Below are 25,552 nucleotides of genomic sequence, written 5' to 3'. Positions count from 1 at the left end.
GCCTTGATGCCTCACACGGCACTGGCATGCAGGCGCACACCCAAGGCACGGGTCACCTTCAGGATGGTGGCGAAATCGGGGCTGCGTTCGCCGGACAGTGCGCGGTAAAGACTCTCGCGCGACAGGCCCGCCGCGCGCGCAACCTTGCTCATACCCTGAGCGCGCGCGATGTCGCCGAGCGCCTTGGCGATGAACGCGGAATCGCCGTCGCTTTCGTCGATGCAGGCGTCGAGATAGGCGGCCATTTCTTCGGGTGTCCGAAGATGTTCGGCCACATCAAATGCTTTGAGTTCGACTTTTTTCTTAGTGGCCATGATGGAACAGCTCCAGTACTTCGGTATTGATTCGTTTCGACTACAGCCGGTTCGACGCTCACAGGGCACGCGCAATCTCCCTGGCCTTTTCGATATCGCGTTGCTGTGAGCTTTTGTCACCTCCGACCAAAAGAATCAGCAACTGCCTGCCCCGCTGGGTGTAGTACAGGCGGTAGCCCGGCCCTGCATCGATACGCAGTTCGGAAATACCGTCCCCCAGATAGCGGTGATCACCCGGATGGCCTTCGGCGAGCCGACCGATGCGGGCCAGGATGCGAGCGCGTGCAGTTACGTCCTTGAGAGCGTCAATCCATGTCGCGAACTGACGGGTACGCTGGATCTTCATGGAGGACTGTAGCCTAAAGGCTACAGTCTTTCAACTATCGGATTGCCCGCATGGAGGTGTGCTCGGCCTTCCGTCTGATGTTCCCTCCCTCGCAGCTGACGCCCCGTTTTTTAAACTGGAAAGTGGAACCGGGTGCGTTTTCAGTAGCTCATTTTTCACGGGAACCCGATCCGTACTCACGAAACGCTGTGCTAGATTCAAGAGCGTGACATTGGCGCGAGAGATGCTTTCATGGATGCGTGGGTCGAGGAATGCGATTCTTCATCAAAACGCGGACGTCGGCGCCGCCTCTGGATCGCAGCGCGTCGTCGCCTCGCGATCGTTATTCCGGCGCTTGTGCTGGCAGCATGTTCGAGCGCCGCGACGTCGCCCCCATCAGATCATGTGAATCAAAGACAGACCATCAAATCAGGGAGTGAAGCTGGTATGGAGCGATTCAAGAACAGCATCGAGCGATTGTCCAATGTGCGGTTTGGCGATATCGATGCATTGAACGAACAGCTTCACACGCATCTTGGAAAACCGGCTCGGCAGGGCCTGAGAGACGAGCGAACCGCAGAACGTGGAATGTTGGGCGGCCTTGAAGTTCGGAACATCACACTGAGAAGTGCTGTCGATAATCCTGCGCAGGCGAAGTTGACCTTCGATGTCGCGCCACCGAGCGTCGCGCTCAAAGAAGTCATCTGGGAGGGAACGGCGCAGTATCCACCTCGGCCTGATGCCCCTGACTCCCTCCCCTACTGGACCGCGCCAGTCAACGGTGCTGAGGTTGTACTCACTCTGGCCCCTGACAATGCGACATTGACCCACGTATTGATCAGTCAGCGTTGACCCCCTGGGCAGGAGCTCGAACATGGAACGTACTGAAGACTCTGAACTGCCGCAGCCGCAGGACGGGCCTCGCCCAGGACCCGTACGTCGGCCGGAGTCCCCGTTGGCTGACCCTTCGTTGGCGCCGCTTCTGGCGAAATCCCCAACACTTCGAGCGGGTCTCGCACAGGCCGAGCGCGACGATCTGGATGTTGTCTGGGGACAAGCCGGTAGGGGCACCTATCTTGTTCCGGGTGAGAAGATCGTTATTGACGAGAACGCGGTTGGGCAAGGCCCCAGAATCGCGCGCTCTCTTTCCCATGAAGTGGGGCACCATCTCTTCACTGAACGTCCCGATCCGACGTCCAAGCAATCCTATGTAAACACCCTGCTACGCGGAGAAGCAGCTGCGACGCTCAGTAATGTCCAGGTCCAGCGTGAACTCATTGCAGCTGGTGGGCCGGACATTGGTGTGTCCGGCACGGGTAATCGTCCACAACAGTATGGAGCTATTGCCGTTGAACTCCAGGCCGGGCGGATCAATCGAAACCAAGCGCTTGGGCAGATCGCTGAAGTGTTCAAAACAGAGGCTCCTTCTGTTGGTCCTCATGCGACATACGAGCTTTACTATGGCGCGCACTATGATCAGCACATAGCACCCACGCAGCGTCGACGTAGGCCCGAACCAGAACTTGACGCCGAGCGCACTTCGGCTGCGGAAAGAGTCGCCGTGGTCGCCGACGATTCACTTTCGCTGCAACGAGCCACTTTCTCAGTAGCTGAACTCTGCGATGCTGACCGTTCTCTCTATAAGCAGATAAGAGCGGGTGTGGAACGCCTGGACGCCGAGAGCGGGAAGCAGTGGGATGAGTCGAGCCAACGCATGTCCGCGAGTTTGCTGGTGCTCGCGAAGGAGCAAGGGCTTTCAAGAGTTGACCACGTCGTAGTGAACAACCCGACAGAGTCCCTTGCACGTGGCGAGAGAGTATTCATCGTCGAGGGAGCGATGGACGATCCTGCCCAACGCCGTGGAACCATGAGTACGATGGACGCGCTTCGCGCGCCTGAAGCGGAGTCACTTCATCGCGCTGATTCATTGGCAGCAAATCTTGAACAGCAGCCACCGCAGCAGGTCCATGCGCAGGACGGACCATCATTCTCAAGGTAAGACTGCCGAGGCACCGGGTGTACCGCCTTTCGAACCACTGGGCGAGTACCTGGAGCAGCGCAAAGAGGCGCTGACTCATGGGGATGGTGCCGCTTATCCGAATCGAACGGATGACCTACTGTTTACAAGACAGTTGCTCTACCAACTGAGCTAAAGCGGCATGGGTGGTGCACCGGCGGCAGCGCCGCGGTCCGGGGATTCTAGCGCAACCGCGCGCATTCCAGCGACCGGCTCAGTGCCGCCCCGCTGCGCTGCTGGGCGTGGGCCGGCTGCGTGCCCGCCGCCAGCTGCCCTTCCAGCCACCACTGGCCGGCGTCGCCGCTGGCGACCAGGCGCGGCTGGAAGCCGGCGGCCTGCACCGCCGCCATGCGCCGCTCGGCGCCTTCGCGGTTGCGGTACTGGCCCAGCGCCACGGCGTTGGCGTCCTCGCCCTGGCTGATGATGTAGTAGTCGCTCAGGCCGGCGGCGACGATGAGCTTCACGGTGGCCTGCGCTTCGTCGCGGTTGGCGGCGGCCGGCAGCATCACCCGGTAACGGGCACTGCCGCTGGCAGCGGGCTGTTCGCGCAAGCGCACCTGGCTGAGCAGCGTGCCGGCCTTGCCCTGCGCGCTGCTCGCGGCGGCGCGGTCGGCGAACGGGCCCAGCGCGATGCAGCGCGGCGGCTCAGCGGCCGCGGGCGGGGTTGCGGGCGTTTCCGGGGCCGGTACGGGTGCAGGCGGTGGTGCCGGCTTGGCAGCGGCAGCAACCGGCGCAGCCTCAGCCACCTGCGGCTTGGAAACTTCCGGCTGGGCCGGCACGGCCGGCGCGGGCGCAGGCGTCGCAGCCACCGCGGTCTTCACAGCCGGTTCGCGCTCCATCAGCGGTGCTGTCGGAGCGGCGGCGGTGGCGGCAGTGGCACCCACGCCACCGGGCACCCAGCGTAGCTCGGCCACGCCCGCAGGTTGCGGTGGCGGCGCAGGCTTCTGTGGTGCATCGCGCAGCAGCCACCAGCAGGCGACGCCAAGGTTGAGGATGGCCAGTACGACGATCAGGGCACGGGTCAGCATGCGCGGATACTAGCGTGCGGGCTGGTGCACCGCCCAGCGGGCGAGGCCATCCAGCACCAGCGAGGGGTGGTAGTCGGCACCGGGCAGCAACGGCATCAGCGCCGGTGCGCCGCCACCGTGCACCAGCAGCGACGGTGCCACACCCAGCAGCGTGTGCGCCTGCTGTGCGCTGCGTTCAATCAGCGCCACCGCGGCGCCATCGCAACCGGAGGCCAGCGCATCGGCGGTGTCGTTGGCGAATTCGCTGTAGCCGCCGCCAGTGGCCGGCAGCTGCACGGCACGGGCGTGCAGCGCTTCGCGCATGGTGGTGGGCGATGCGGAAATGCGGCCACCGTGGTGCTGGCCGTCGGCGTCGAGCAGGTCAATCGTCAGTGCGGTGCCCACGCCGACCACCAGCACCGGGCGCTGCGCCTTGGCTGCGGCCAGCAGGGCCAGGAAGCGGTCGACGCCGAACTTTTCCGGCTTGGCATAGGCAATGCGCACGCCGGCGCATTCGGCGCTGGTGCGCACCACGTGCACGTTTTCGAAGCGGCGCTGCAGCTGGTCCAGCATGGCGCTGGTCAGCGACGGTGCGGCCACGCTGGCCACGAACGCGGTGCGGCCGCTGGGCAGGCTATGCGGCGGCTGTCCGGCCATGCCTTCGGCACCATGCGCCCAGGCCTGCACGTCACCGGCACGGTCACCCTGCAACGGCGCGAACTTGAAGCGCGAGTTGCCGAGGTCGAACAACCAATCGCTCATGCCGCCCTCACGCTGACTTCGCCGGCGTGCAGCAGGCGCTCACGGCCATCGATGCGCACGCGCAACGCGCCGTCATCGGCCAGGCCGAGTGCGGTGCCATGCTGCCACTGCCCATCCAGTTCCACCCGCACCTCGCGGCCGGCCAGCATGTCGAAGGCGGCGTAGCGCGGCAGGAACGGAGCAAGACCTTCACGATCGAATTCCTCCAGCGCCGGCAGCAGGCGCGCCAGCACGGCGGCAACGACCACGTTTCGATCCACTGGCTTGCCAGCCAGCGTGTCCAGGTCCACCCACGGCTGGCTGATCTGCTCGGCGAACGAGGGCGGCATGTGCGTGTTGATGCCGATGCCGATCACCGCGCGCGCCGGGCCGGCGTATTCGCCACCGCCTTCTGCGAGCAGGCCAACCAGCTTGCGGCCATCGACCAGCAGGTCGTTCGGCCACTTCAGCTGCGCCTGGGTGTAGCCCAGATCGTGGAGCGCTTCGGCCACGGCGATGCCGGCCACCAGGCTCAGGCCGGCCAGGCGGCCGAGGCCTCCGGAGAACAGCCGCAACACCGACAGGTAGACATGGGCGGCCAGCGGCGAGGCCCAGGTACGGCCACGACGGCCGCGGCCACCGGTCTGGCGTTCGGCCAGCAGCACGCTGACCCCGCGCTGGGGCGCGCTGCACCGCAGCAATTCGGCATTGGTCGAGTCCACCGTCCAGGCCACCTGCAGGTCGTGCAGCAGCGCCTGGGCGTCGGCGGGCAGGCCAGCACGGATCGCCGCCGGGTCCAGCAGGTCAACCGGGCGGGTCAGGCCATAGCCCTCGCCGGCACGGCCCTCGACATCCACACCGGCGGCCCTAAGCCCTTGAATACGCTTCCAAATAGCCGCCCGGGTCTGGCCCAGCTCACGGGCCAGGGCGTCGCCGGACAGGCGACCGGCAGCGAGTTTGGCCAGCAATTGGCGATCGTCCACGGCAGCTTCCACGAAGTCAGGCAGGAATTATGCGGGAAAGCCGCCAGCGACGCCCGCCACGCTGGGTTCTGCGGGGGCTTCCAACGGGGCGCCGGGTTCGGGCTAGAATCGGGAACTCACCCTCCCTTAACGTGGATGTCGTCAATGCGCCGTTATGCCCATTGCCTGATCCTGCTGATGATGCCCTTCGCGGCGTCTGCGACGGCAGCGCTGGACGACAGCCGCGGCGCTTGCGTGTCCTCCAACGGTGATGCCGCCTCGCAGCGCGCGCCGACCGCGACCGCCTCGGCTGCGACCACCAAGCCGGCACCGGTACGCCCTGCGGCCAGCAGTGCCACCAGCACCGGGGGCGGCGGCAGCGACGACGACGTGCTGCAGCGCATCCGTGCGCCGAAGTGGCACAGCTACCTGCCGGGAATGTTCCGCTGATCAAGTCGTTGCTGCAGTGGCTGCGGCCTGCGCCGCGGCCGATCGACGATGCACTGTGGGAACACGCCTGCCGCCGTGCGGCCTGGCTGCACGGACTGGACGACGAACGCCGTGCGCGCCTGCGCGTGCTGGTCACGCGCTTCCTGCATGAGAAGACCATTACCCCGATCGGTGAGCTGCAGTTGCAGGCCGGCGACGGCGTGCTGCTGGCCGCGCTGTGCTGCCTGCCGCTGCTGGAGTTCGGCGAAGTCGGGCTGGAGGGCTGGTCGCAGTTGATCGTCTACCCCGATGCGTTCCGCGTGCACCGCAGCCACATGGATGCGGCCGGCGTGCTGCACGAGTGGGATGACGAGCTGATCGGCGAGTCGTGGGACAGCGGTCCGTTGATCCTGTCCTGGGCCGATGTGCTGGCCGACCTGGCGGCGCCGCACGAGGGCTACTGCGTGGCGGTGCACGAGATGGTGCACAAGCTGGATGCGCTTGATGGGGCGATGGATGGCACGCCGCCGCTGCCGCGTGCGTGGCAGCGCGAGTGGGCGGCCACGTTCCAGCGCGCCTACGATGCCTTCTGCGCGCAGGTGGACGCTGGCCAAGAGACCCTGATCGATCCGTATGCGGCCGAGGCGCCGGAGGAGTTCTTCGCGGTGGCCAGCGAGTACCACTTCTCGGCACCGGATCTGCTGCAGCAGGCGTTGCCGGAGGTGGCCTCGCAGCTGCGGCGGTTCTACGGCGAGCCGCCCAGCATCGCAATACGGTAGTTCCGGCCGCTGGCCGGCACCCTCATGCTCTTCGATGGTATGGCTTGATTGCCGGCCCGCGGCCGGCACTACCGATCAACGCGGTTTACGGCCCTGTGGGCAAGCGCACTTCGAAGCGGGCGCCGCCCAGTTCGGCCGAACGGCCCACGGCCAGTTCGCCGCGGTAATCCTTGATCAGGTCCTGCACGATCGACAGCCCGATGCCGTGGCCCTGCACGCGCTCGTCGCCACGCACGCCGCGCTGCAGTACCTTGCCGATGTCGTCCGGGGCGATGCCCGGGCCATCATCGTCCACCGCTAGCAGCAGGCCGGCGCGGCGCGCGTTCGGCGCCGGCAGCGGCTGCGCGGTCAGCAGCACACGGCGGTTGGCCCACTTGAAGGCGTTCTCCAGCAGGTTGCCGAGCAGTTCCTGCAGGTCGCCCGGTTCGCCGTGGAAGCGTGCGGCCGGATCGATATCGAATTCGCACAGCACACCCTTGGAGGCATAGACCTTCTCCAGGCCGCGCACGATTTCCTCGGCGTTGGACTCGATCGGCAGCGGCGCGGAGAACAGCTTGTGGCCCGACGAGGCCGCGCGCGCCAGCTGGTACGAAACCAGGTTGTTCATGCGCTGCAACTGCACGTCCAGTTCTTCGCGCAGCGCGCCGTCGCCGGCACCGCTGTCCATCTGCGTGCGCAACACCGCAATCGGCGTTTTCAGGCTGTGCGCCAGGTCGGCCAGGGTGTTGCGCTGGCGCTCGAGGTTCTCGCGCTCGCTTTCGATGAAAGCGTTGATGCTGTCGGTCAGCGGTTCCAGCTCGCGCGGGTGGCGCTCGCTCATGCGCTCGGTCTCACCGCGCTGCACCTTGGTCAGCTCGGTGATCACCCGGCGCAACGGCCGCAGGCTCCACTGCAGGATGACGGTCTGCAGCAGCAGCAGGATCAGGCCGATGCCGCCCAGGTAGAACCAGACGCGGCCACGGAACACGCGCAGCTGGGCACCCAGCGCGCGCGAGTCTTCCATCACATAGATGGTGTACGGGAATTCGGTGGCAGGATCGGCGTCGGCGCCCCACACCAGGCCCAGGCCGTAGCGGTACACCGAGCCCTGGCTGCCATCGATCTGGATCATCGGCAGCGGGCCTTCGAACACCTCCTGGCGCGGTGCCAACAGGCCGCCGCCGACGGTGGGCAGCATCGGGCCTTCGGCGGACATCGAATTGCCCTTGCCGTGCGGCATCACTACCTGCAGGTACAGGCCACTGCCGGGCACGTCGAAGCGGGAATCCGGCGGCTGCTCGCGGATGTACAGCGAGCGGTCGCGGGTGAAGTCGATGCCGGCCGCGTAGGAGGTGGCGTAGTTCTTCAGGCGCTCACGCAGGTTCGCCTTCGCCGTGTCGGCGAAGGCGGCGTCGAGCGCGTAACCGGCCAGGGCCAGGAACGCCACCAGGCCCACGGACGCGGCGAGCATCTGGCGCGCCTGCAGTGAGCGCGGCCGCCAGCGTCGGAAGAACCACAGACGGCCGGACATCGTGTAAGCGCCAGGGCGAGCCGGCTCAGCCCTCGTTGCGCGGAATCGCGAAACGGTAGCCGCGACCGCGCACGGTCTCGATCGGCTTCAGTTCGCCATCCGGGTCCAGCTTCTTGCGCAGGCGGCCGATGAACACTTCCAGCACGTTCGAGTCGCGGTCGAAGTCCTGCTGGTAGATGTGCTCGGTGAGGTCGGCCTTGGAGACCAGTTCGCCGGCATGCATCATCAGGTACTCCAGCACCTTGTACTCGTAGCTGGTCAGGTCGACATTGCTGCCGGCCACGCTGACGGTCTGGGCGGCGAGGTCCAGGGCGACCGGGCCGCATTCCAGGGTCGGCTTGCTCCAGCCAGCGGCGCGGCGCAGCAGCGCGTTGACGCGGGCCAGCAGCTCTTCGACGTGGAACGGCTTGACCAGGTAATCGTCGGCGCCCTGCTTCAGGCCCTCGACCTTGTCCTGCCAGCTCGAACGCGCGGTCAGGATCAGCACCGGGAACTTCTTGCCTTCGTCACGCAGGGCCTTAATCAGCTCCATGCCCGACATCTTGGGCAGGCCGAGGTCGATGATGCCGACATCGAACGGAACTTCGCGCCCCATGTAGAGGCCTTCCTCGCCGTCCTGCGCAGCATCGACGGCAAAGCCTTCGCGCTTGAGCCGGGCTGCCAGGGTCTCACGCAGCGGGGCTTCGTCTTCGACCAGAAGGATACGCATGAACTCTCCCTAGTGTCCTGGGTGTGGCCCGGAGGCCAGTGGGGTACGGGTTGATAGCGACGACTATCCCTGTTCAGGGGTTATCGCCGCGTAGTGATGACATATCCGACCGCGGCGTGCGCGGCTGTGAACGCGACGGGGCGGGGTCGTCCATGTAGCGGACCCGGCCCCGGTCGTCCATGTATTTCACCCGGTTGATGTCACGACCATCGAACGGCACGCGCTCGGCACCGAGGATGTGGCCACCGGTGGTGCGCTGCACGCGGCGCACGGCATCGGACAGCGAACGTTCGTCGCCACGGTTGCCGCGCTCGCCCCGCTCCATCATCTCTGCACGCCCCTGCTCGCCACGCGTCGTCTGCTGCGCCAGCGCCGACGACAGCGGCGCGGCCGCCAGCACCACGCACGTGGCCAGGGCAATGCGGCAATGAAGGGGAGCGGAAGACATCGATGCGATCCTAGCCGAGCACGGCGATTCGTTCAAAAGTCGTGAATCCGGATGCCGGGTTCGGGACCCGGCCTTTTACAAATCCTTTGCAAATTCTTGGTTTGAGGCAGTGAATCCGGTCTGAACTTTTCCGGTCGCGACCCCATGATGTTCAGCTAGGTGAACATTCGGGACCAATTGCCGCGCGGTGTCAAGTCAGGAATGTGACTGCGGTCACGCTGCGGCACGATCCGCGTCACGCTCCGTGACCGCCAGCGCCTGTTCGACCAGGCCCCAGTCGGCGCCCGGACGGTGCGCGCCTTCGCTCAGCACCTGGCGGAATGCGCGGCCACCGGGCTGGCCGTGGAACAGGCCGAGCAGATGGCGGGTGATGTGCTTCAGCGCCAGGCCCTCGTCCAGCCGCGCTTCCACGTAGGGGCGCAGCGCCCGCAGCAGATCGCCGCGAGACTGCAGTGGAGCGCCGGTCTGCAGCGCCTCCAACTGATGCAGCAGGTAGGGGTCGTGGTAGGCCGCGCGGCCCAGCATCACGCCATCGACGTGCGCGGCCTGCGCCTGCACCGCCTCGATGCTGGCCAGGCCCCCATTGAGGACCACCGGCAGCGCCGGGCGCTCCTGCTTCAGGCGGTAGGCCCAGTCGTACTTCAGCGGCGGAACCTCGCGGTTCTCCTTCGGCGACAGGCCCTTCAGCCACGCGTTGCGCGCGTGCACCACCACCATCGCCGCGCCGGCGGCGACCTGGCGGTCGACGAAGGCGGCGAACACGTCGTAATCGTTGTCCTCGTCCACGCCCAGGCGGCACTTCACCGTCACCGGGATCTGAACGGCATCGACCATTGCCGCCACGCACTCGGCCACCAGCACCGGTTCGCGCATCAGGCAGGCGCCGAAGCGGCCGGCCTGCACGCGGTCGGACGGGCAGCCGCAGTTGAGATTGATCTCGTCGTAGCCCCACTCCGCCGCGATGCGCGCAGCCTGCGCCAGCAGCGCCGGGTCGCTGCCGCCCAGCTGCAGCGCCAGCGGCAGTTCGCTGCGGTCGAAGCCGAGCAGGCGTTCGCGATCACCGTGGATGACTGCGTTGGCGTGCACCATCTCCGTGTACAGGCGCACGCCGGGCGCCAACACGCGGTGGAATACGCGGCAATGGCGGTCCGTCCAGTCCATCATGGGGGCCACGGACAGGCGAATTTCATCAAGTTTCAACGTTTTCATATACTTAAGACCTGTCAGGGGCACAGCCAAGCACCCAAATTTTCCCAATTTTTCCCGGTGATTCCCATTCATCTGTACCATCCGTGTGCCAAGCCGGCCTTGGCACAACACGGACTGGCACAACGATGGCAACGCTGCAGAATCGGAACGGCCGCTGGCGCGCTATGGTGCGCCGCAAGGGCCACAAAGAACAAACCCGCACATTCCCCACCAAGACCGCCGCTAAGACGTGGGCTGACCGCGTAGAGCGCGAGATGGCCGACCTTGAAGCGCGAGGCGGCACCGCCGGCGATGACACCACGATCAACGAACTCATCGCCTGGCGCACGGACACCCTGGCCAGCGTAAAGGCGGTGTCGAAGACACAGTCCGGCAACATGACCCGCCTGCAGGAGAGCCTGGGGCACATCGCGGCCAGACAACTTACCGCCGGCGACGTGATCGAGCATGCTCGGCGCCGGGTCACCGGAAACCACATGACCGGCAAGGGGGTCATTATCCCAGCTTGCTCGCCGGCAACCATGAACGTAGAGCTGGGCTACCTTTCCGAGCTTCTGAAGCTGGCGGCGCCCCTGAAAGGCGTAAAGCTGCTGGTGGACCCGGTCGCTGAGGCCCGCCCCGCCCTGCGGCTGCTTGGGCTGGTTGGGAAGTCCAAGCGGCGCGACCGAAGACCGACCGATGCTGAGCTGGGGCAGCTGCGCGACCATTTCACACAGGCGGCCTGGCGCTCGCAGATCCCGATGGTGGACATCATCGATTTCGCGATTCTGTCGGCCAAGCGCGAAGGCGAGATTACCCGCCTGCTGTGGTCAGACATCGATGTGGCCACGCGGACCATCCTCCTGCGTGACGCCAAGCATCCAAGGAAGAAGGCCGGCAACCATAAGCGGTTTGCGCTGCTGGGGGATGCCTGGTCAATCGTGCAGCGGCAGCCGCGGATCGATGGGGAGGACCGGATCTTCCCCTACAACACGAAATCGATCAGCACGTCATTTACGCGGGCCTGCATCCGTCTAGGCATCGTGGATCTGTGCTTCCACGATCTCCGACACGAAGCTACGTCGCGGCTGTTCGAGCAGGGCTACGATATCCCCGAGGTTGCGTCGGTTACGCTTCACGAATCGTGGAACGAGCTGAAACGCTACACCCAGCTCCGACCGGAAACGCTGCATCGCCCGTTGCTACCCGGAAAAGACCTTCTCAAATGAAGTCTCGGACCCTTCTTTCAGCGAGTGGAATTGGACTACCAGCGGCCCTATGTGGCGCGCTGGGAGGATATCTGGCTGCTACACATGGTTACGCTGTGGACTGGCCGGCGACGGGCGCCATGCTTCAAGGCGAGGCGGCCATTCTCGGCGCCTGCGCTGCGTTGTGGGGTGTGAACCAGTGGCGCAAGGAACTTCGCTATAAGCGCAATTCCGATCTTGCCGTAAAGGCCCTCACTGCCGCAATCGGGTTGGAGCAGAGCCTTAAAATTGCCCGACGTCCTACGATGGAATGGGAAATTGATCGAGCATTCGAACGGGGGCGCGTGCTAAAGCTGTTCTCCTACGAATCCCGCCTTAAAGCGCTCAAGGATCCAGATCATAGTTCTGAGCTTGGCGCGCTTCTCAATCAAGTTGCAGCCATCTTCGGCCCTAGCCACCGGGATGCCATCAATGCGCTCCTGCTGACCCACACGCTCGTGATATCCGCGTTGGAGCAGTCGATTGTGCTTCGTAGGAGCATTGACACGCCGAACCCGATGGGTAATGCCTCTGAGACCATTGAGGCGCTTTCCTATAACTTGTTCCCGAAAGACAGCGGGGAGGATCACCTCGGAGAAGGCATTGAGGTTGCCGCTGAGCGCATAAGAGAGCTGTTTCAGAAATCCATGTAGGCGTTTGCAATGGTCATCACATGAATTCGGGCCTGCTCGCCTAAGCTCCACCTCATGTGCGGCCGCTTCGTCCAACGCCCCGTCCTCGACTTCGGCCTGCCGTCGCTGGTCGACCTCGCGCCGGCGTTGGCCGAGATCCCGCCCAGCTTCAACCTGGCGCCCACACAACGGGCGTCGGTCATCCTCGATCGAGGAACGGGCAGGCAGCTGTCTCGGCTCGCGTGGGGCCTGTTGCCGTTCTGGGCCAAGGCCAAGAGCCTGCAGGGCTCCACCATCAACGCCCGCATCGAGACGGTGGCCACCAAGAACAGCTTCCGGGACGCGTTCAAGAAGCGCAGATGCCTAGTGCCAATGGCGGGCTACTACGAGTGGTCGATCAGCGACGTGGACGGCAAGAAAGATCCCTGGTTCATCCACGCCGACGGTCCACTTTGGGCTGCAGGTCTGTGGGAGGACACAAGCCCGCTGTTGCCTGACGGCAACCTGGGCACCTTCACCATCATCACCGGCGACAGCAGCGGGGTGTCGGCCGATATCCACGACCGGATGCCTGTCTGGATCGACCCTGGCCAGCTCGACGCGTGGCTCACGGCTGGGCCGGAGGAAGCGATGGCGATGCTTCTGGCGTCCAAGCCGCCCGCTATGCAGGCTTACCGCGTGAGCCGGGCTGTGAACACCCCACGCAACAACACCGAGCAGCTCCTGCAGCCCGTAGCCTGAGCGTATGCCGGCAGGCGTCTACCCCTCCCAGCCGAAGGGCGGCTCGATGTGCAGCTTCTTCAACCTGTTCGCCCGCACCGCCTCTCGATAGGCCTCGATCTTGGCCACATCCTCGCGCAGGCGGGTCGCGTGCCTGGCCACCCACATCTCGGCGCCGGCGCGACCCTGCTCGTAGCTGGTGCACCGGCGGGACGGCCCGCCGGGGCCATGTCGGTGCCGGTCGAGACTGGCAATCCAGATCCCATCGTTCACCCGTCGTAGCAGTACGACCACCCACACGCCGCTGCGCGCGATGACCGTGGGGGCATCGTCGGGGAGGCTGGCAGAGCGCGTCGTCCAGTAGAAGTCGGGGGGCAGCGGCATGGCCGGCAGGATACGGCTGGGCGTCGCAAACGCTGCGACAAGGGCGCGGGCTGCAGGCGTGAGCGCGTGCGGCGGCAGTGGTCTTGATCCCTGCAATCGGCCTTTAATTGCAAAAAATTACTCGGCCACCGGGAAGAGGCAATTTCTGCAATCAAGCCCAAGGATCGGCGAATAATCCATATATTTCAATGATTTAAGTAACTATATCAACAGTAATAATAAGGCAACCCCAAGGCAATCAGATTGCTTTTTCCTCGGCAACCGTGACGGTAAATTTTTCCCTTAGAAATCAACCACATTGCATTCTAGGGGTGCTGAAATTGCTCAATATTCCCCCATCCTGCAATCGCACTTACCCATGAGAATCAAACACTTACGGCCATGTTTCCGAGGCCATTGCTGAAATTGCCTGTTTCCGGACACCCCCCGTCCCCCTAAGTGGACCGCTCGCACTGAGCCGGCACCACGGGCACGCAGAACTCCCCCCCTCTCGCGCAGGGAACCGCAGGGCCGGGCGTTGGCTGGAAGCCCCGGAGAACGCCATACAGGGCCGGGGCTGGGCTTTGCTGCAGGGAGTGCAGAAAAAGCACCCTATGAAGTGCGCAGGCGTGGCGGGGAGACGAGTGCGCACGCCGGGGGCCGAGCGCTGTCAGGGCCCGCCCCGGCAGCCAGAAGACGAAGGAAGCTATGCTCGGCGTCAAAGGAGAGGTGTATGGACCCACTGCAGCAAGCGATCAGGCAGGAGATAGACCGTGCGCAGGCACTCGCCGCAGAAGCGGCTACGCGGCAAGCCACCCCGCCATTGCGAAGGGCCCATGGCAAGGAAACGGTGGCCCGAATCGCGGAAGAGGCATTGGCCTTCATAGAGGCGGCACGCGATGGACTCCCCAGCGGCGACTACGCAAGGGTCGAGCGGGTTGCCGTTACAGGCGCGCTACTTGCCTACGGACTCGATATCGCCTGGTCGATCTGCCACCTGCTGCGAACGGAGCCGGAGCGTACGCATATTGTCGCGCTCACGCTCTGGCGCCCTCTGGTGGAGACGTGGCTGCGCGCTGTGTTCTTTGCCATTGAAGCCACGGACGACGAGCTTTCAGCATTCCGAGCGCGGGATGAACTGCCGAAACGGGCGTGGCCCAGCCAGCCACAGAAGCTCCACGACATTAAAACGAGCCTGATTGCCAAACTCGTGGCATCTGCCATCTGCCCCGACGCCCCCGAGCTGATCCAAGGCCTCGCGGACGAACTGACGGAATGGCACGGCTTCGTGCACGGCGGCGAGATAGTCGTAACTCTCTTCGACAACAACGGCACATTCCGATCCCAGGTCGGCCCTGACCACATGGGCCTCAAAGTCCAGCGCGTGGCCGTCATGGGCTTCCTGATCGGCCTGACAGGGTTGGTGGTGTCGGCCCAGCACCGCCCAAGGGAAGAACTGGAACCAACAGCTGCCAGACTCCATGCACTGATTACGGCATTCCAAGAGCGGTGGCAGCCGTACACCGACTAAATCTGACGGCAAAAAGAATGCCGCCCGAGGGCGGCATTGGAAGGTTTCAGACTGTGGTGCCCAGCTCGAACGGATCGAAGCGGATCACCTCCTGCCCCAGCCACTCGTTGATCGCGGTCATGCGCGTCTGCAGAGGGGCGAGTTCCATTGCCGCCCACACCGCCGCTGCGTCCCGGATCGAGCCAAAGCCGCCGCTGTTCTGCGGGACGATACCGAGTAGCTGAGGCGGTACCCGCAGCGCGGCCAGCATGTCGTCACGGGTCACGCTCTTGATGCCGGTGAATTCGTCCCTGGCAGCGACCTCGCTGACCGGAATCACCTGCAGGCCGTCCTTCTTCCCGTTGGGAGAGTGCACGAACAGGTTCTTGAAATTGCCCGGCCCGCGCGACTGCCGCAGTGCATCACGAAGCGCATCCACGTCCATGCCCTCGGGCTGGGGGTCGGTCATGTAGAGGATGTAGCCGGCGTGCGAGCCGTTGTTGTAATACTTCCGCCGGAACAGCGTGGCCGATTCGTTGAGCAGGGCGGCCTGCACGGCCGGCATCCATTCCGGCAGTCCGTAGATTTCCTGATCGGCATCCGCCTCCCGCAGCTGGAACACCTCACCGGCTGGAAACTCATGCTCTACCCGCCCGGCGCGCACCTGAAAGAACTCACCGGGCTGCACGCCACGGCGCACGTACTGCGCCAGCGGCACGGCCAGGCTGTGTGCCGCACCAGACATGGCGCGGCGCCGCTCGACATACCCCATGCCGAAGGTGGTGTAATCCAGCGCCAGCTGCGAGAACACCTCGCGGGTCAGCAGCCGGTGCGGCCGGAACGTGCGCACCAGCATGTTGCGTTTGAACGTCAGGCCACTGTGCAGGTACGGGTTGGAGCGCGTGGTGCGCGACAGCCCTTGCAGATCCACCGGCGGCTCGAAGTAGCGGCCATTTCGCCAGCATTCGAGGTAGTCAAGGAAGCCACGCGATTCCAGCACCGGGCTGGCCTCGCCAAAGGTGAACGCCTCGATACTCGCCGGCGGCGCGCTGGGTGCGCCGTGGTCAGTGTCGGTCATCAGAAAATCTCCATGGTGCCGCGCGCAGCCTGTCCGCCTTCCAGCGGTTCATTCTGCAGCGCGTGCATGAGGGCCCAGGCCAAGTCGGCATGGCCAGTGGTACGCGAGCGCCCGGCGGTGTAGGTCACCTGACGCCCGCTCGGGGTGATGGTTTTCTGGATCGCCAGCAGCGACTGCGTGAGGTCGGTCCAGCCGGCGTCGTACTCCAGCCGTTCGTCATTGATTACGTCGTAGGCTTTCAGCACCAGCCGCGTTTTCACCTCGGGCGAGTAGTTGAAGACGGTCACGCCGGGGAAGAACTGGCGCACCAGCTGTGCAACGCCGGTGCCCATGCCGGTCGCATCCACGCCGATGTAGGTCACCCAATAGCGCTTGGTGATCTGCTCGATGAACGCGGCCTGGTCCTTGAACTCCATGCCCTTGAACTGATGGCGTTCCAGCACGCGGAACTTGCCGCCGGGCACCAGCGGCGGGGCTACCACCACGATGCCCGCGCTGTCGCCAGTCTCGGCCGGGTCGTAGCCGATCCACACGGCGCGGTCGCCGTAGGGACGGACGGCAAACGGCTTGTAGTCGTCCGCCCATTCGACCCAGCTATCGACCTGGCAGGGCTGCAGCATGGTGAGCGGGAACACACTGGCGCTGTCATCCACGAACTCGCACATCAGCAGGTTGGCGAATTCCTCGGCGCTGTAGTCGCGGCGCAGTTCCTCGATATCGAACAGGTCGCAGCCACGGCCTGCCGCATCGAGAACGGTCACGATCTGGCGCCAGATCGCGTCCTCACAACGCCGGCCACCCATCAGGCGCGCGTGGCTCACATCCAGCTGGATCTGCTGGGACACCGACCGTCCCTTGTTGAAGCGCTCGCCGGTCCAGAAATCGAAGGCTTCATGCGCCATGGTGGACGGCGTGCTGAAGTAGGTCTTGCGCCACTTCTTGTGCATCGCCATGCCGCTGGCGACCTTGTTCAGCTGGTTGAAACCGTAGGTCCAGAAGAACTCGTCAAAATAGAAATTGCCGTGGTAGCCCTGTGCGGTACGGGCGTTGGTGCCCAGGAAGAACAGCTCGGCGCCATTGGCCAGGGTGATCGGGTCGCCGGTCAGGTCACGGTCCAGCACCTCACGCACGAACCCACGCATGTAGCCGAGGAAGATGTGCGCTTGGCTCTTGGATGCGCTCAGGAAAATCTGGTTGCGGCCGGTGGTCAGCGCGTCGATCAGCGCCTCGCGGGCGAAGTAGTAGGTGGCACCGATCTGGCGCGACTTCAGGATGATGCGCGTGCGTTCGTTGCCAGCCCGGTACCAATCGCGCTGGTAGTCGAAACAGCCATCCACGAACGCCGTCTGCAGGCGCTCGATCTCTTCCTCGCTGAACTCGTTCTTGCGCGCCTTCTTCTTGGGAGCCGCGTTGCGGTTGGCCACCGCCGGATTGAGGTCAGCCTCGTTGCCACCGCCCTGGTACCGTTGAATGCGCGCCTGCCGTTCCAACTGGCGGTGCAGCAGATCAATCTCTTTGAAGTCACCGCCGGTCTTGCCTTCCTTGTGGATCAGGATGGCCAGGCGTGCCTCCAATGCGCCGCCGATACGCTCGACGGTGTCTGCGCGGTCCCATTCGTCTCGCGCCTTCCAGCTGTGGACCGTCTTTTCCTTCTCGCCGATCAGCGAGGCGATATCGCACACGCGCCAACCCATCCAGTACAGGAACTTGGCTTGGCGTCGTGGATCGACGTGGAGTTTTTCGGCTACGCTGGTCACGTGAACAGGTTGCCCGCCGCCACGCGCGCGCGACACGAAAAACCTACGTAGAACAGCGGCTTACAAACTGACCGCGTTGCCGCTGCAGCGCCCTCATTCGACCATGGGTCATCGCATCGAGAACCGATGCGCAACGACACCAGCAGAGGGCGAGATGGCCAGCAAAACCAAGAAGCGTTCCGAGTTCTTTCGTGTTGCCGTCGAAGGCGCCACCACCGATGGCCGAGTGATCGAGCGCCAGCAGATCGCGGACATCGCCGAAACCTACGACCCGGAGGTGTACGGCGCACGCATCTGGCTGGAACACTTCCGCAGCACGCTGCCGGACAGCCCGTTCCGCGCCTATGGCGACGTGCTGGCGGTGAAGGCCGAGGAAGTGGAAATTGCCGGCAAGAAGAAGCTGGCGCTCTTCGCCCAGGTCGAGCCGACCGATGACCTGGTCGACATGGTCAACGTGCGCAAGCAGAAGGTCTTTACCAGCATCGAGATTTCCCCGGAGTTCGCCGACAGCGGCAAGGCATACCTGTTCGGCTTGGCCGTGACCGACTCCCCCGCCAGCCTGGGCACCAGCATGCTCGCGTTCTCGGCCCAGCACCCGGAGAGCAGCCCGCTCAAGGACCGCAAGCAGGCCCCGGAGAACCTGTTCACCGAGGCCACGGAGACGGTCATCAAGTTCACCGCCGAGGATGAGCCGGAGGCTCGCCCCGGCCCGGTCGCCGTGTTCCTTTCGAGCCTCGGCCTGGGCAAGAAGACCGCGCCGGCGCCTGCCAAGGAAGATCCCGAGTTCAACGTGGCCGAGTTCGCCGCTCAGCTGCTCGGCGCGGTGGGTGAACAGGATGCGGCCATGGCCAAGCTCGGCCAGGACAACCGCGCACTGCGCGAGCAGGTACAGGCGCTGTCCACTCAGGTGGCTGGGCTGCGCAAGAAGCTGGACGACACCCCGCAGGCATTCACCCAGCGTCCGGTTGTTCCGGGTGGCAAGGATGTGGACGCCGCCAACATTACCGATTGCTGATCGGACCCTCTCTCAACATTCCGGAGCTACCCCATGCGTACCGAAACCCGCCGCCTGTTCGAGGGCTACACCCAGCAGGTTGCCACGCTGAACAACGTCAGCGGTGTGGCCAACACCTTCTCTGTCGAGCCGACCGTGCAGCAGAGCCTCGAAGCCCGCATGCAGGAAAGCAGTACCTTCCTGCAGGCGATCAACATGGTCGGCGTGAACGAACTGAAGGGCCAGAAGGTTGGCGTTGGCATCACCGGCACCATCGCCGGCCGCACCGACACCAGCGGCAACGGCGAGCGCAACCCGTCCGATCCGACCTCGCTGGTGTCCAACACCTACGAGTGCCAGAAGACCGACTTTGACACCGCCCTGCCCTATGCCCGTCTGGACGCCTGGGCACATCGCCCCGAGTTCCAGACCCTGATCCGCGACGCGATCATCCAGCGCCAGGCACTGGACCGGATCATGATCGGTTGGCACGGCACCAGCATTGCCATCAACACCAACCGCGTCGCCAATCCGATGCTGCAGGATGTGAACAAGGGCTGGCTGCAGAAGTACCGCGAGCATGCGCCCGAGCGTGTCATGACCGAAGGCGTCGATGGCAGCGGCAAGATCAAGGTGGGCGGTACCGACGCTGACTACGGCAACATCGATGCCCTGGTGATGGACCTGGTCGCCAACCTGATCGACCCGTGGCATCAGGAAGATCCGAGCCTGGTGGTGATCTGCGGCCGCCAGCTGGTGCACGACAAGTATTTCCCGATCATCAACCGTGACAACGCCCCCACCGAGAAGGTCGCGGCCGAACTGATCCTGGGCGCCAAGCGCATCGGTGGCCTGCAGCCGGTCATCGTGCCGTTCTTCCCGGCCAAGTCGCTGATGGTGACCAGCCTGAGCAACCTGTCGCTGTACTGGCAGATTGCCTCGCGCCGCCGTCACATCATCGAGCAGCCGAACAAGAACCGCGTCGCCAACTTCGAGTCGTCCAACGATGACTACGTGGTGGAGGACTACGGTCTGGGCGCGGTGGCCGAGAACATCGAGTTCGGGATCTGACCATGGTCGACACCCCCGCCAGCCGCCATGTGAAGCGTGCGCTCGCCTCGAAGGAGGCGGCGCGCACCGCCGGCAGCAACCTGATGGAAGGGACCACGATCTACCAGCAGATGCAGATGCGCCTGGCTTCCGACCGCGCCCGGCTGAAGCAGATCCAGTCCACGCAGGGCAAGGCTCAGCTCAAGACTGCGCTGCTGCCGTCCTATGCCCCGTATCTGGACGGCGTGCTGTCGGCGGACGCCGGCGGCAAGGACGATATCGTCTCCACGCTGATGCTGTGGCACTTCGATGCCGGGCTGTTCGATGCCGGCCTCGACATTGCGCGGTACGTCCTGGCCCACGGTCTGGATATGCCGGACACCCACAAGCGCACAGCGGCCTGCGTGGTGGCTGAGGAGATCGGCTTGGCCGCGCTGAACGCGCTCAAGACCAGCGCCCCTTTCGACCTGAATGTGATCGACCGGGCGGCCACGCTCACCGAGGGCCAAGACATGCCCGACGAAGTGCGCGCCCGTCTGCTGCTGGCGCGTGGACGCAGCCTGCTGGCCTCCGATACCGAGGCGGCGCCGCTGAGCGCCGACGCAGTTGCCCAGGCCATCGAAGACCTGCGCACCGCGATCCAGCTGCATGACAGCTGCGGCGGCAAGGAAGACCTCAAGCGCGCCGAGCGCCTACAGAAGAAGTTCGACGCCAGCCAGTCCAACGACTGACGTCACACCGAGCGTACCCCGCGACCCCGCCGGCTCGGGGCCGATCACCAAGACCTCTCTCCCTTGGTGTGACGCCCCGACCACCGGCGACCTACGGACACACCATGAGCGCCTTCACCGCCAACGCATCGCCCGCTCCCAAGCTTGCCCCTGTCACCGCCGGCCCGTTCTGGCCAGAGATCGACGTGGACGCGCTGCGCGAGGCCATCCGGGTACCGGGCGATGTGCTGGCGGCGCGGCTGCGCAACACAGTGGTGCTGGCCGTGGCCTCAGTGACGCGGGAGCTGGCGTTGTGGCAGGCCCGCAAGGAAGCGGACGGCTTTGCTGCGCTGGCAGACATACCGGCGCAGCAGATCGACGGCGAGTCGGTGCTGCTGCAGCTGTACCGGCGCGCCGTGCAGTGTGGCACCGCCGTGGAGCTGCACGAACGCTACCGGTCCTATGACGCTACCGCCCAGGGCAATCAACGCGCCGACGATCTGACCCCGACCATTGATGAACTGCGGCGCGATCACCGCAACGCCATCAGCGATCTGCAAGGGCTGCGCCGGGTCACGGTGGAGTTGATCTGATGCGCGTCCGCTCGCTACAGGGCGACACCATCGACGCGCTGTGTCATCGGCACCTCGGAACCACCGCCGGCATGGTCGAGAGGGTGATGGCGCTGAACTATGGAATCAGCCTGCATGGCCCTGTCCTGCCCATGGGCACCGTGGTGGAACTGCCGGACGTACCGACACCCTCAACCGGCGCAGTGATGCGTCCCCTTGTCCAGCTATGGGATTGAAGATGACCGAACCAACTTCCACCGGCAGCATGGCCGCACTGGCCACCGGCGTCGGCCTCGCCTCGCTGCTGCCGGGCATCGAGACGGACGCATTCATCGGCGCGTTCGCCGGTGCCACACTGTTCGTCGTATCGGCCAAGGATCTGTCGCTCTGGAAGCGGCTGATCTACCTGGCCATCAGCGTGGTGGCCGGCTACATGGGCGGCACGGAGGTCATGCGCCGGTTTGACGTGGCGTCCAGCGGCCTGGCCGCGTTCCTGTGCGCGGCCACCATCATCACCCTCACCTTGGCCCTGATCGAGCGCAGCCGCAGCGCCGATCCGAGCCGCCTGCCGCGCGGAGGCTCCGATGGCTGAACTACTGACCACCGCCACGCTGCTGTGCTGCGTGGCCATCTGCGTGCGCCTGCTGACCTACCGGCCGGCCCCCAACGCCAACCATCGCCACGGCATCGCCTGGTGCGCCTGGCTGCTGATTGCTAGCACCGGTGGGCAGGCCCTGCAGATCATCCTGCAGGGCGCCGGCGCCCGCGTCACCGCTTGGCAGCTGGCACTGTTGGTGGTGCTGCTGGTGGCCGTCTATCGGGCGCGTGGGAACGTGGCCCACCTGTTCGGGAGCAACTGACATGCTGACCCCTGCTCTGCTCGCTCAGATCATGCAGTGCCCGCTGCAGCGCGCACAGCGCTGGGCCGAGGCGCTGAACGCGGCCATGAGGCGCTTCGGCATCAACACGCCTTTGCGCGCGGCCTACTTCCTGGCACAGCTCGGCCACGAAAGCCTGAGCCTGTCGCGTGTCGAAGAGTCGCTCAGCTACAGCCGCGAACGCCTGCTGGAAGTGTTCGGCCGGTACATCTCGCCGGCCGAGGCCGCCGCGTTCGTTCATCAGCCGGCAAAGCTCGGCAACCGCGTCTACGCCAACCGCAACGGCAACGGTAGCGAGGCCAGCGGCGACGGCTATCTGTTCCGCGGCCGTGGCCCGCTGCAGCATACCGGCCGGGGCAATTACCGCCGCATGGGGCAGCTCATCGGCCAGCCGCTGGAAGAACAGCCGGGCCTGCTGATCGAGCCGGAGATCGGCGCCATGGCGGCGGCTGCGTTCTGGAAAGAGAACGGCCTCAACTCCTACGCCGATCAGCGCGACGTGCTGACCGTCAGCCGCGTCATCAACCTGGGTAACGCCCGCAGCCGCGCCACGCCCAATGGCATGGCAGACCGCACCGCCCGCACCACGCGCGCCCTGGCCGCGCTGGGGGCGCGCTGATGCTCTACCGCGCCCTCGCACTGGCCGCCCTGGTGCTGGCCACCGCCGGTCTCTTCAGCTGCCAGCAGTCGCGCGTCAGCCGCGCCACCATCGCGCTGGACAAGGCCAACGCGGCCTTGGCCAAGGCCGTCGCCGACAACGCCGCCCTGGCCAGCAGCCTCAAGCTGGCCGAAGGCACCACCCGCGTCGTGACCGAGTACGTGGACCGCGTACAGCTGGTGCACGAGCGCGGCGACACCATCGTCAAAGAGGTTCCCATCTATGTCACCGCGAACGCTGATGCTGCCTGTGTTGTTCCTGCTGGCTTCGTGCAGCTCCACGACACCGCCGCGAGCGGCAGCCCCACCGCCGGCCCTGCCGGAAATCCTGATGCGCCCGCCGCCGCCACTCCGCTCTCTGCGGTCGCCGAAACCGTCGCCAGCAACTACGCCACCTGCCACGCAACCGCCGAGCAGGTAGTGGCCTTGCAGGAACTGGCCCGCGAGCTGCACGCCGAGCTTGAACGGCAGGCAGGTACGCCATGAAGAAGCCGCAGCTGCTGCGCGACCACCTGGTCGCCGCCGTCCCGGCACTGGCCAGCGACCCCGACAAGCTGCTGATCTTTGTCGACGGTGGCGGCCTGGCCGGTACCTACCGGCCGGGCCTGGCGTTCGAGTACCGCTACACCCTGGACCTGGTGCTGACCGACTTTGGCAGCGCACCCGAGGCTGTCATGGTGCCTCTGCTGCAATGGCTGACCCGTCACCAGCCCGAACTACTGGCCAACCCTGTCAACCGTGAGAAGCTGACCTTTGAGGTGGACGTGCTGGGCGACAGCCTGGTGGATCTGGCCATCAAGATGCCGCTCACCGAACGGGTGTTGGTCACCCGCGCCGCTGATGGCAGCGTGCAGCTGCAGCACCTGCCCGAGCCGCCTGCAGAGGATGCCCACGCCGACACGCTGGCCGGCGGCGTCCTGGTCGCAGACGGTGTCCAGATCGCCACGCTGCCGGCGATTACGCAGTGAACGAGGATCTACAGCGACTGGAAGCCTGGGCCGCGCCCCTGCTGCGGCGTCTGCAGCCGGCCGAACGCGGCAAGCTGGCGCGCAAGGTCGGTACCGCGCTGCGCCGGGCCCAACAGCAGCGCATCGCAACGCAGAAGAACCCGGATGGCACGCCGTACGCGGCGCGCCGTGCCGCGCCCCTGCGTCGGGCCAAGGCCGGGCGCATCAAGCGCGGCGCAATGTTCGCCAAGATCCGGCAGGCGCGGCACCTTCGCGTACGCGCGACCCCAAATGAGGTGGCCGTCGGCTTCACCGGCCGTGTATCGCGCATTGCACTGATCCATCAGGAGGGCCGCAGCGATGCGGTCAGCAAGGGCGGTCCCCGCGTTACCTATGCACGTCGGCGCCTGCTGGGCTTCTCGCCAGCCGACGAACGGCTTGTGCGCGATCTGATCCTCGACCATCTGGAAGGTCTGTAGCGTAATCGCCCCCCCTACATGGCGTAGCCGATAGGCACGCGCGCGCGCGATGGGATGCTGAAACGCATCCCCGAATCGGCGCTGTCGTGTCCACATTTACCGCCATCGAAGTCGACAAGCTGCCGGCGCCCGACATCTTCGAGCAGCGCTCGTTCGAGTCGATCTACGCCGAGCGTCTGGCTGAGTTCCGCCGCCTTTGCCCGGAGTACACCGCCGTGGTCGAATCCGACCCGGTGGTGAAGATCCTGCAGGCCAGTGCGTACCGAGAGGTGCTGCTGCGCGAGCAGTTCAACCAGCGCGCTCGCGGCCTCCTTCTTCCGTACTCCCAGGGCGGCGACCTCGACAACCTGGCGGTACCGTACGGGGTTCAGCGAAAGCTACTGACCCCCGCAGATCCCGAGACGGGCACACCGGCGGTCTACGAGAGCGATTCCGATTTCCGGCGCCGCATCCAGCTGGCGCCGGAGGGCCTATCGGTTGCCGGCCCCGAAGGTGCCTACATCTTCCACACCCTTTCGGCCGACGTGGCCGTACTCGACGCCAGCGTGGCCAGCCCTTCGCCCGGTGAAGTCGTGGTGACCGTGCTTTCGCGGGAGGGCGATGGCACGCCCTCCGCGCAGCTGCTGGCTGCGGTGGAATCGGCCCTGCTCAACGGGAACGTGCGCCCCCTCACCGACCACGTGACTGTGGCGGCAGCCACCATTGAGCCGTACGAGGTCCGCGCGCAGCTGACCACCTTCAACGGACCTGACAGCGCCCTGGTCATTGCCGAGGCCAACCGGCGCATGCGGCTTTTCCTGAGCCAGTCGCAGCGGCTGGGCCGTGACGTTCCTCTCTCGGCGCTGTATTCGGCCCTGCATGTCGAGGGCGTGCAGCGCGTGCAGCTGGACAGTCCCGCCGCAGATATCACGGTCAGTGCGCAGAGCGCGGCGTACTGCACCGCTGTGGTGATCGAACACGTGGGCACCAATGACTGAGGTGCGCACCCTGCTGCCCCCCAATGCCACCACGCTGGAACGGGCCGTGGAGGGCGCCGATGCGCAGCTGATGGGCATCCCGATGGTTCACCACCTGCTGTGGAACCCGTGGACGTGCCCGGCGGAGTTTCTGCCGTTCCTGGCGTGGACGGTGTCGGTGGACACCTGGGACAGCGAGTGGCCGGAACAGATCAAGCGCGCCCGCATCGCCAGCTCGTTCCAGATCCAACGGCACAAGGGCACCGCGCAGAGCATTGCCGACGTGGTGGCCAGCTTCGGCGGACAGGTGCAGCTGCGCGAGTGGTGGCAGATGGACCCGCCCGGCCAGCCCCACACCTTCGAGCTGCTGCTGACCCTCAGCGGTCAAGGTGGGCAAGACGCCACCGCCGACTTTATCGACCAGGTTATGGCTGCGGTGGACCGCGCCAAGCCCGTGCGTTCGCACTACTCCTTCACTCAGGGCATCAACGCCGAGGGCGCCATCGGCGTCCTGGGCGTGGCTCGCGTGCTTACCTCTACCCGCCTGCAGCTGGCCGCCAGCGAACCGTAGGA

General features: G+C 65.4%; 33 protein-coding genes and 1 tRNA gene. 21 read left to right on the top strand and 13 right to left on the bottom strand.

Going from position 1 to position 25,552, the window contains the following annotated elements:
• Window positions 1-11: 11 nt before the first annotated feature.
• Together NSQ78_RS01555 and NSQ78_RS01550 are read right to left on the bottom strand one after the other, a co-directional pair.
• Window positions 12-314: an addiction module antidote protein gene (locus NSQ78_RS01555; protein WP_064237476.1), complete on the bottom strand. Its 303-nt coding sequence runs from the start codon at window positions 312-314 to the stop codon at window positions 12-14.
• Window positions 315-372: 58 nt separating this feature from the next.
• The gene (locus NSQ78_RS01550; protein WP_012478870.1) at window positions 373-660 is read right to left on the bottom strand and encodes a type II toxin-antitoxin system RelE/ParE family toxin; all 288 of its coding nucleotides are present in this window, start codon (window positions 658-660) and stop codon (window positions 373-375) included.
• Between the two features lie 231 nt (window positions 661-891).
• On the opposite strand from NSQ78_RS01550, the gene NSQ78_RS01545 reads away from it, so the two are divergent.
• Entirely contained in the window at window positions 892-1,491 is a 600-nt protein-coding gene (locus NSQ78_RS01545; protein ID WP_149901828.1) for a hypothetical protein, read from the top strand.
• A gap of 22 nt (window positions 1,492-1,513) precedes the next feature.
• Entirely contained in the window at window positions 1,514-2,638 is a 1,125-nt protein-coding gene (locus NSQ78_RS01540) for an XVIPCD domain-containing protein (RefSeq protein WP_080473089.1), read from the top strand.
• A gap of 84 nt (window positions 2,639-2,722) precedes the next feature.
• Here NSQ78_RS01540 and NSQ78_RS01535 read toward each other — a convergent pair.
• The 4 genes from NSQ78_RS01535 to birA form a co-directional block, all read right to left on the bottom strand.
• Window positions 2,723-2,798 (bottom strand) — tRNA-Thr (locus tag NSQ78_RS01535).
• Window positions 2,799-2,838: 40 nt separating this feature from the next.
• A complete protein-coding gene (locus NSQ78_RS01530; protein WP_064237474.1) occupies window positions 2,839-3,684 on the bottom strand; it encodes an SPOR domain-containing protein in 846 nt (281 codons plus the stop codon).
• 9 nt (window positions 3,685-3,693) lie between these two features.
• Complete coding sequence (locus tag NSQ78_RS01525) at window positions 3,694-4,425, bottom strand: type III pantothenate kinase (protein ID WP_064237473.1); 732 nt, start codon at window positions 4,423-4,425, stop codon at window positions 3,694-3,696.
• Window positions 4,422-5,387 (bottom strand): bifunctional biotin--[acetyl-CoA-carboxylase] ligase/biotin operon repressor BirA, encoded by a 966-nt coding sequence (gene birA, locus NSQ78_RS01520; RefSeq protein WP_049466222.1) that lies wholly within the window; start codon window positions 5,385-5,387, stop codon window positions 4,422-4,424. The genes NSQ78_RS01525 and birA overlap by 4 nt, the downstream gene beginning before the upstream one ends.
• A 144-nt stretch (window positions 5,388-5,531) precedes the next feature.
• On the opposite strand from birA, the gene NSQ78_RS01515 reads away from it, so the two are divergent.
• Together NSQ78_RS01515 and NSQ78_RS01510 are read left to right on the top strand one after the other, a co-directional pair.
• Window positions 5,532-5,816, top strand: a complete 285-nt coding sequence (locus NSQ78_RS01515) for a hypothetical protein (protein WP_014645622.1) — start codon at window positions 5,532-5,534, stop codon at window positions 5,814-5,816.
• Entirely contained in the window at window positions 5,783-6,574 is a 792-nt protein-coding gene (locus tag NSQ78_RS01510; protein WP_188238377.1) for a M90 family metallopeptidase, read from the top strand. Before NSQ78_RS01515 ends, NSQ78_RS01510 begins: the two co-directional genes overlap by 34 nt.
• A gap of 85 nt (window positions 6,575-6,659) precedes the next feature.
• Here NSQ78_RS01510 and NSQ78_RS01505 read toward each other — a convergent pair whose 3' ends face one another.
• The 4 genes from NSQ78_RS01505 to dusA form a co-directional block, all read right to left on the bottom strand.
• The gene (locus NSQ78_RS01505; protein WP_049466224.1) at window positions 6,660-8,084 is read right to left on the bottom strand and encodes a sensor histidine kinase; all 1,425 of its coding nucleotides are present in this window, start codon (window positions 8,082-8,084) and stop codon (window positions 6,660-6,662) included.
• A gap of 25 nt (window positions 8,085-8,109) precedes the next feature.
• Window positions 8,110-8,793: a response regulator transcription factor gene (locus tag NSQ78_RS01500; protein WP_004136763.1), complete on the bottom strand. Its 684-nt coding sequence runs from the start codon at window positions 8,791-8,793 to the stop codon at window positions 8,110-8,112.
• A 73-nt stretch (window positions 8,794-8,866) separates the two neighbouring features.
• Entirely contained in the window at window positions 8,867-9,241 is a 375-nt protein-coding gene (locus tag NSQ78_RS01495) for a hypothetical protein (protein WP_064237471.1), read from the bottom strand.
• Between the two features lie 213 nt (window positions 9,242-9,454).
• Window positions 9,455-10,450 (bottom strand): tRNA dihydrouridine(20/20a) synthase DusA, encoded by a 996-nt coding sequence (gene dusA / locus NSQ78_RS01490; RefSeq protein ID WP_064237470.1) that lies wholly within the window; start codon window positions 10,448-10,450, stop codon window positions 9,455-9,457.
• Between the two features lie 125 nt (window positions 10,451-10,575).
• Between dusA and NSQ78_RS01485 the strand changes: the two genes are divergently transcribed.
• Genes NSQ78_RS01485 through NSQ78_RS01475 form a run of 3 tightly spaced genes read left to right on the top strand, consistent with a single transcriptional unit; the run spans window position 10,576 to window position 13,049 of the window.
• Window positions 10,576-11,658: a site-specific integrase gene (locus tag NSQ78_RS01485; RefSeq protein ID WP_064237469.1), complete on the top strand. Its 1,083-nt coding sequence runs from the start codon at window positions 10,576-10,578 to the stop codon at window positions 11,656-11,658.
• Window positions 11,655-12,329: a hypothetical protein gene (locus NSQ78_RS01480; RefSeq protein WP_154803396.1), complete on the top strand. Its 675-nt coding sequence runs from the start codon at window positions 11,655-11,657 to the stop codon at window positions 12,327-12,329. Before NSQ78_RS01485 ends, NSQ78_RS01480 begins: the two co-directional genes overlap by 4 nt.
• Before the next feature lie 54 nt (window positions 12,330-12,383).
• Window positions 12,384-13,049 (top strand): SOS response-associated peptidase, encoded by a 666-nt coding sequence (locus NSQ78_RS01475; protein ID WP_064237467.1) that lies wholly within the window; start codon window positions 12,384-12,386, stop codon window positions 13,047-13,049.
• Between the two features lie 18 nt (window positions 13,050-13,067).
• Here NSQ78_RS01475 and NSQ78_RS01470 read toward each other — a convergent pair whose 3' ends face one another.
• Complete coding sequence (locus NSQ78_RS01470; RefSeq protein ID WP_064237466.1) at window positions 13,068-13,412, bottom strand: hypothetical protein; 345 nt, start codon at window positions 13,410-13,412, stop codon at window positions 13,068-13,070.
• A gap of 712 nt (window positions 13,413-14,124) precedes the next feature.
• Between NSQ78_RS01470 and NSQ78_RS01465 the strand changes: the two genes are divergently transcribed.
• Entirely contained in the window at window positions 14,125-14,922 is a 798-nt protein-coding gene (locus NSQ78_RS01465) for a hypothetical protein (protein WP_064237465.1), read from the top strand.
• A gap of 46 nt (window positions 14,923-14,968) precedes the next feature.
• Here the strand turns inward: NSQ78_RS01465 and NSQ78_RS01460 are convergent, their stop codons facing one another.
• The gene (locus NSQ78_RS01460; protein WP_064237464.1) at window positions 14,969-15,979 is read right to left on the bottom strand and encodes a phage portal protein; all 1,011 of its coding nucleotides are present in this window, start codon (window positions 15,977-15,979) and stop codon (window positions 14,969-14,971) included.
• Window positions 15,979-17,736: a terminase ATPase subunit family protein gene (locus NSQ78_RS01455; RefSeq protein WP_049405095.1), complete on the bottom strand. Its 1,758-nt coding sequence runs from the start codon at window positions 17,734-17,736 to the stop codon at window positions 15,979-15,981. The genes NSQ78_RS01460 and NSQ78_RS01455 overlap by 1 nt, the downstream gene beginning before the upstream one ends.
• A gap of 154 nt (window positions 17,737-17,890) precedes the next feature.
• Here NSQ78_RS01455 and NSQ78_RS01450 point away from each other — a divergent pair, with 154 nt between their 5' ends.
• The 13 genes from NSQ78_RS01450 (at window position 17,891) to NSQ78_RS01390 (ending at window position 25,550) form a co-directional block, all read left to right on the top strand.
• Entirely contained in the window at window positions 17,891-18,751 is an 861-nt protein-coding gene (locus NSQ78_RS01450) for a GPO family capsid scaffolding protein (protein ID WP_149901833.1), read from the top strand.
• A 33-nt stretch (window positions 18,752-18,784) separates the two neighbouring features.
• Window positions 18,785-19,801, top strand: coding sequence for a phage major capsid protein, P2 family (locus tag NSQ78_RS01445; protein WP_049419457.1), 1,017 nt, complete (start codon window positions 18,785-18,787; stop codon window positions 19,799-19,801).
• 2 nt (window positions 19,802-19,803) lie between these two features.
• Window positions 19,804-20,511 (top strand): phage terminase small subunit, encoded by a 708-nt coding sequence (gene gpM / locus NSQ78_RS01440; protein ID WP_339207679.1) that lies wholly within the window; start codon window positions 19,804-19,806, stop codon window positions 20,509-20,511.
• A 104-nt stretch (window positions 20,512-20,615) separates the two neighbouring features.
• Window positions 20,616-21,083, top strand: coding sequence for a head completion/stabilization protein (locus NSQ78_RS01435; RefSeq protein WP_339207677.1), 468 nt, complete (start codon window positions 20,616-20,618; stop codon window positions 21,081-21,083).
• Complete coding sequence (locus tag NSQ78_RS01430) at window positions 21,083-21,298, top strand: tail protein X (protein ID WP_014648126.1); 216 nt, start codon at window positions 21,083-21,085, stop codon at window positions 21,296-21,298. Before NSQ78_RS01435 ends, NSQ78_RS01430 begins: the two co-directional genes overlap by 1 nt.
• Before the next feature lie 2 nt (window positions 21,299-21,300).
• On the top strand, window positions 21,301-21,654 hold the full coding sequence (locus NSQ78_RS01425; protein WP_049405104.1) for a putative holin: 354 nt from the start codon (window positions 21,301-21,303) through the stop codon (window positions 21,652-21,654).
• Window positions 21,647-21,922 (top strand): phage holin family protein, encoded by a 276-nt coding sequence (locus tag NSQ78_RS01420; RefSeq protein ID WP_014648128.1) that lies wholly within the window; start codon window positions 21,647-21,649, stop codon window positions 21,920-21,922. Before NSQ78_RS01425 ends, NSQ78_RS01420 begins: the two co-directional genes overlap by 8 nt.
• A gap of 1 nt (window position 21,923) precedes the next feature.
• Entirely contained in the window at window positions 21,924-22,559 is a 636-nt protein-coding gene (locus NSQ78_RS01415; RefSeq protein WP_339207673.1) for a glycoside hydrolase family 19 protein, read from the top strand.
• Complete coding sequence (locus NSQ78_RS01410; RefSeq protein WP_053461911.1) at window positions 22,559-23,083, top strand: hypothetical protein; 525 nt, start codon at window positions 22,559-22,561, stop codon at window positions 23,081-23,083. Before NSQ78_RS01415 ends, NSQ78_RS01410 begins: the two co-directional genes overlap by 1 nt.
• Window positions 23,080-23,565 carry a phage tail protein gene (locus NSQ78_RS01405; protein WP_339207671.1) on the top strand — a complete coding sequence of 162 codons (486 nt, stop codon included), beginning with the start codon at window positions 23,080-23,082 and terminating at the stop codon, window positions 23,563-23,565. Before NSQ78_RS01410 ends, NSQ78_RS01405 begins: the two co-directional genes overlap by 4 nt.
• On the top strand, window positions 23,562-24,023 hold the full coding sequence (locus NSQ78_RS01400; protein ID WP_339207669.1) for a phage virion morphogenesis protein: 462 nt from the start codon (window positions 23,562-23,564) through the stop codon (window positions 24,021-24,023). The genes NSQ78_RS01405 and NSQ78_RS01400 overlap by 4 nt, the downstream gene beginning before the upstream one ends.
• 86 nt (window positions 24,024-24,109) lie before the next feature.
• A complete protein-coding gene (locus tag NSQ78_RS01395; protein WP_339207667.1) occupies window positions 24,110-25,000 on the top strand; it encodes a baseplate J/gp47 family protein in 891 nt (296 codons plus the stop codon).
• Window positions 24,993-25,550 (top strand): phage tail protein I, encoded by a 558-nt coding sequence (locus NSQ78_RS01390; protein ID WP_064237456.1) that lies wholly within the window; start codon window positions 24,993-24,995, stop codon window positions 25,548-25,550. The genes NSQ78_RS01395 and NSQ78_RS01390 overlap by 8 nt, the downstream gene beginning before the upstream one ends.
• Window positions 25,551-25,552: the final 2 nt, after the last annotated feature.

It is taken from the genome of Stenotrophomonas sp. FSL W7-1447 (genome assembly GCF_037966425.1).
In the GTDB taxonomy this organism is placed as follows: Bacteria; Pseudomonadota; Gammaproteobacteria; order Xanthomonadales; family Xanthomonadaceae; genus Stenotrophomonas; species Stenotrophomonas pavanii.
Note: the sequence above shows the minus strand (reverse complement) of the source record. Positions and strands in the feature narration are given on the sequence as shown.

What these genes read in the sequence shown, in the direction of transcription:
- NSQ78_RS01555 (WP_064237476.1), bottom strand. Translation starts at nt 314, where the DNA reads ATGGCCACTAAGAAAAAAGTCGAACTCAAAGCATTTGATGTGGCCGAA.
- NSQ78_RS01550 (WP_012478870.1), bottom strand. Translation starts at nt 660, where the DNA reads ATGAAGATCCAGCGTACCCGTCAGTTCGCGACATGGATTGACGCTCTC.
- NSQ78_RS01545 (WP_149901828.1), top strand. Translation starts at nt 892, where the DNA reads ATGGATGCGTGGGTCGAGGAATGCGATTCTTCATCAAAACGCGGACGT.
- NSQ78_RS01540 (WP_080473089.1), top strand. Translation starts at nt 1,514, where the DNA reads ATGGAACGTACTGAAGACTCTGAACTGCCGCAGCCGCAGGACGGGCCT.
- NSQ78_RS01530 (WP_064237474.1), bottom strand. Translation starts at nt 3,684, where the DNA reads ATGCTGACCCGTGCCCTGATCGTCGTACTGGCCATCCTCAACCTTGGC.
- NSQ78_RS01525 (WP_064237473.1), bottom strand. Translation starts at nt 4,425, where the DNA reads ATGAGCGATTGGTTGTTCGACCTCGGCAACTCGCGCTTCAAGTTCGCG.
- NSQ78_RS01515 (WP_014645622.1), top strand. Translation starts at nt 5,532, where the DNA reads ATGCGCCGTTATGCCCATTGCCTGATCCTGCTGATGATGCCCTTCGCG.
- NSQ78_RS01505 (WP_049466224.1), bottom strand. Translation starts at nt 8,084, where the DNA reads ATGTCCGGCCGTCTGTGGTTCTTCCGACGCTGGCGGCCGCGCTCACTG.
- NSQ78_RS01500 (WP_004136763.1), bottom strand. Translation starts at nt 8,793, where the DNA reads ATGCGTATCCTTCTGGTCGAAGACGAAGCCCCGCTGCGTGAGACCCTG.
- NSQ78_RS01495 (WP_064237471.1), bottom strand. Translation starts at nt 9,241, where the DNA reads ATGTCTTCCGCTCCCCTTCATTGCCGCATTGCCCTGGCCACGTGCGTG.
- dusA (WP_064237470.1), bottom strand. Translation starts at nt 10,450, where the DNA reads ATGAAAACGTTGAAACTTGATGAAATTCGCCTGTCCGTGGCCCCCATG.
- NSQ78_RS01485 (WP_064237469.1), top strand. Translation starts at nt 10,576, where the DNA reads ATGGCAACGCTGCAGAATCGGAACGGCCGCTGGCGCGCTATGGTGCGC.
- NSQ78_RS01480 (WP_154803396.1), top strand. Translation starts at nt 11,655, where the DNA reads ATGAAGTCTCGGACCCTTCTTTCAGCGAGTGGAATTGGACTACCAGCG.
- NSQ78_RS01475 (WP_064237467.1), top strand. Translation starts at nt 12,384, where the DNA reads ATGTGCGGCCGCTTCGTCCAACGCCCCGTCCTCGACTTCGGCCTGCCG.
- NSQ78_RS01470 (WP_064237466.1), bottom strand. Translation starts at nt 13,412, where the DNA reads ATGCCGCTGCCCCCCGACTTCTACTGGACGACGCGCTCTGCCAGCCTC.
- NSQ78_RS01465 (WP_064237465.1), top strand. Translation starts at nt 14,125, where the DNA reads ATGGACCCACTGCAGCAAGCGATCAGGCAGGAGATAGACCGTGCGCAG.
- NSQ78_RS01460 (WP_064237464.1), bottom strand. Translation starts at nt 15,979, where the DNA reads ATGACCGACACTGACCACGGCGCACCCAGCGCGCCGCCGGCGAGTATC.
- NSQ78_RS01450 (WP_149901833.1), top strand. Translation starts at nt 17,891, where the DNA reads ATGGCCAGCAAAACCAAGAAGCGTTCCGAGTTCTTTCGTGTTGCCGTC.
- NSQ78_RS01445 (WP_049419457.1), top strand. Translation starts at nt 18,785, where the DNA reads ATGCGTACCGAAACCCGCCGCCTGTTCGAGGGCTACACCCAGCAGGTT.
- gpM (WP_339207679.1), top strand. Translation starts at nt 19,804, where the DNA reads ATGGTCGACACCCCCGCCAGCCGCCATGTGAAGCGTGCGCTCGCCTCG.
- NSQ78_RS01435 (WP_339207677.1), top strand. Translation starts at nt 20,616, where the DNA reads ATGAGCGCCTTCACCGCCAACGCATCGCCCGCTCCCAAGCTTGCCCCT.
- NSQ78_RS01430 (WP_014648126.1), top strand. Translation starts at nt 21,083, where the DNA reads ATGCGCGTCCGCTCGCTACAGGGCGACACCATCGACGCGCTGTGTCAT.
- NSQ78_RS01425 (WP_049405104.1), top strand. Translation starts at nt 21,301, where the DNA reads ATGACCGAACCAACTTCCACCGGCAGCATGGCCGCACTGGCCACCGGC.
- NSQ78_RS01420 (WP_014648128.1), top strand. Translation starts at nt 21,647, where the DNA reads ATGGCTGAACTACTGACCACCGCCACGCTGCTGTGCTGCGTGGCCATC.
- NSQ78_RS01415 (WP_339207673.1), top strand. Translation starts at nt 21,924, where the DNA reads ATGCTGACCCCTGCTCTGCTCGCTCAGATCATGCAGTGCCCGCTGCAG.
- NSQ78_RS01410 (WP_053461911.1), top strand. Translation starts at nt 22,559, where the DNA reads ATGCTCTACCGCGCCCTCGCACTGGCCGCCCTGGTGCTGGCCACCGCC.
- NSQ78_RS01405 (WP_339207671.1), top strand. Translation starts at nt 23,080, where the DNA reads ATGAAGAAGCCGCAGCTGCTGCGCGACCACCTGGTCGCCGCCGTCCCG.
- NSQ78_RS01390 (WP_064237456.1), top strand. Translation starts at nt 24,993, where the DNA reads ATGACTGAGGTGCGCACCCTGCTGCCCCCCAATGCCACCACGCTGGAA.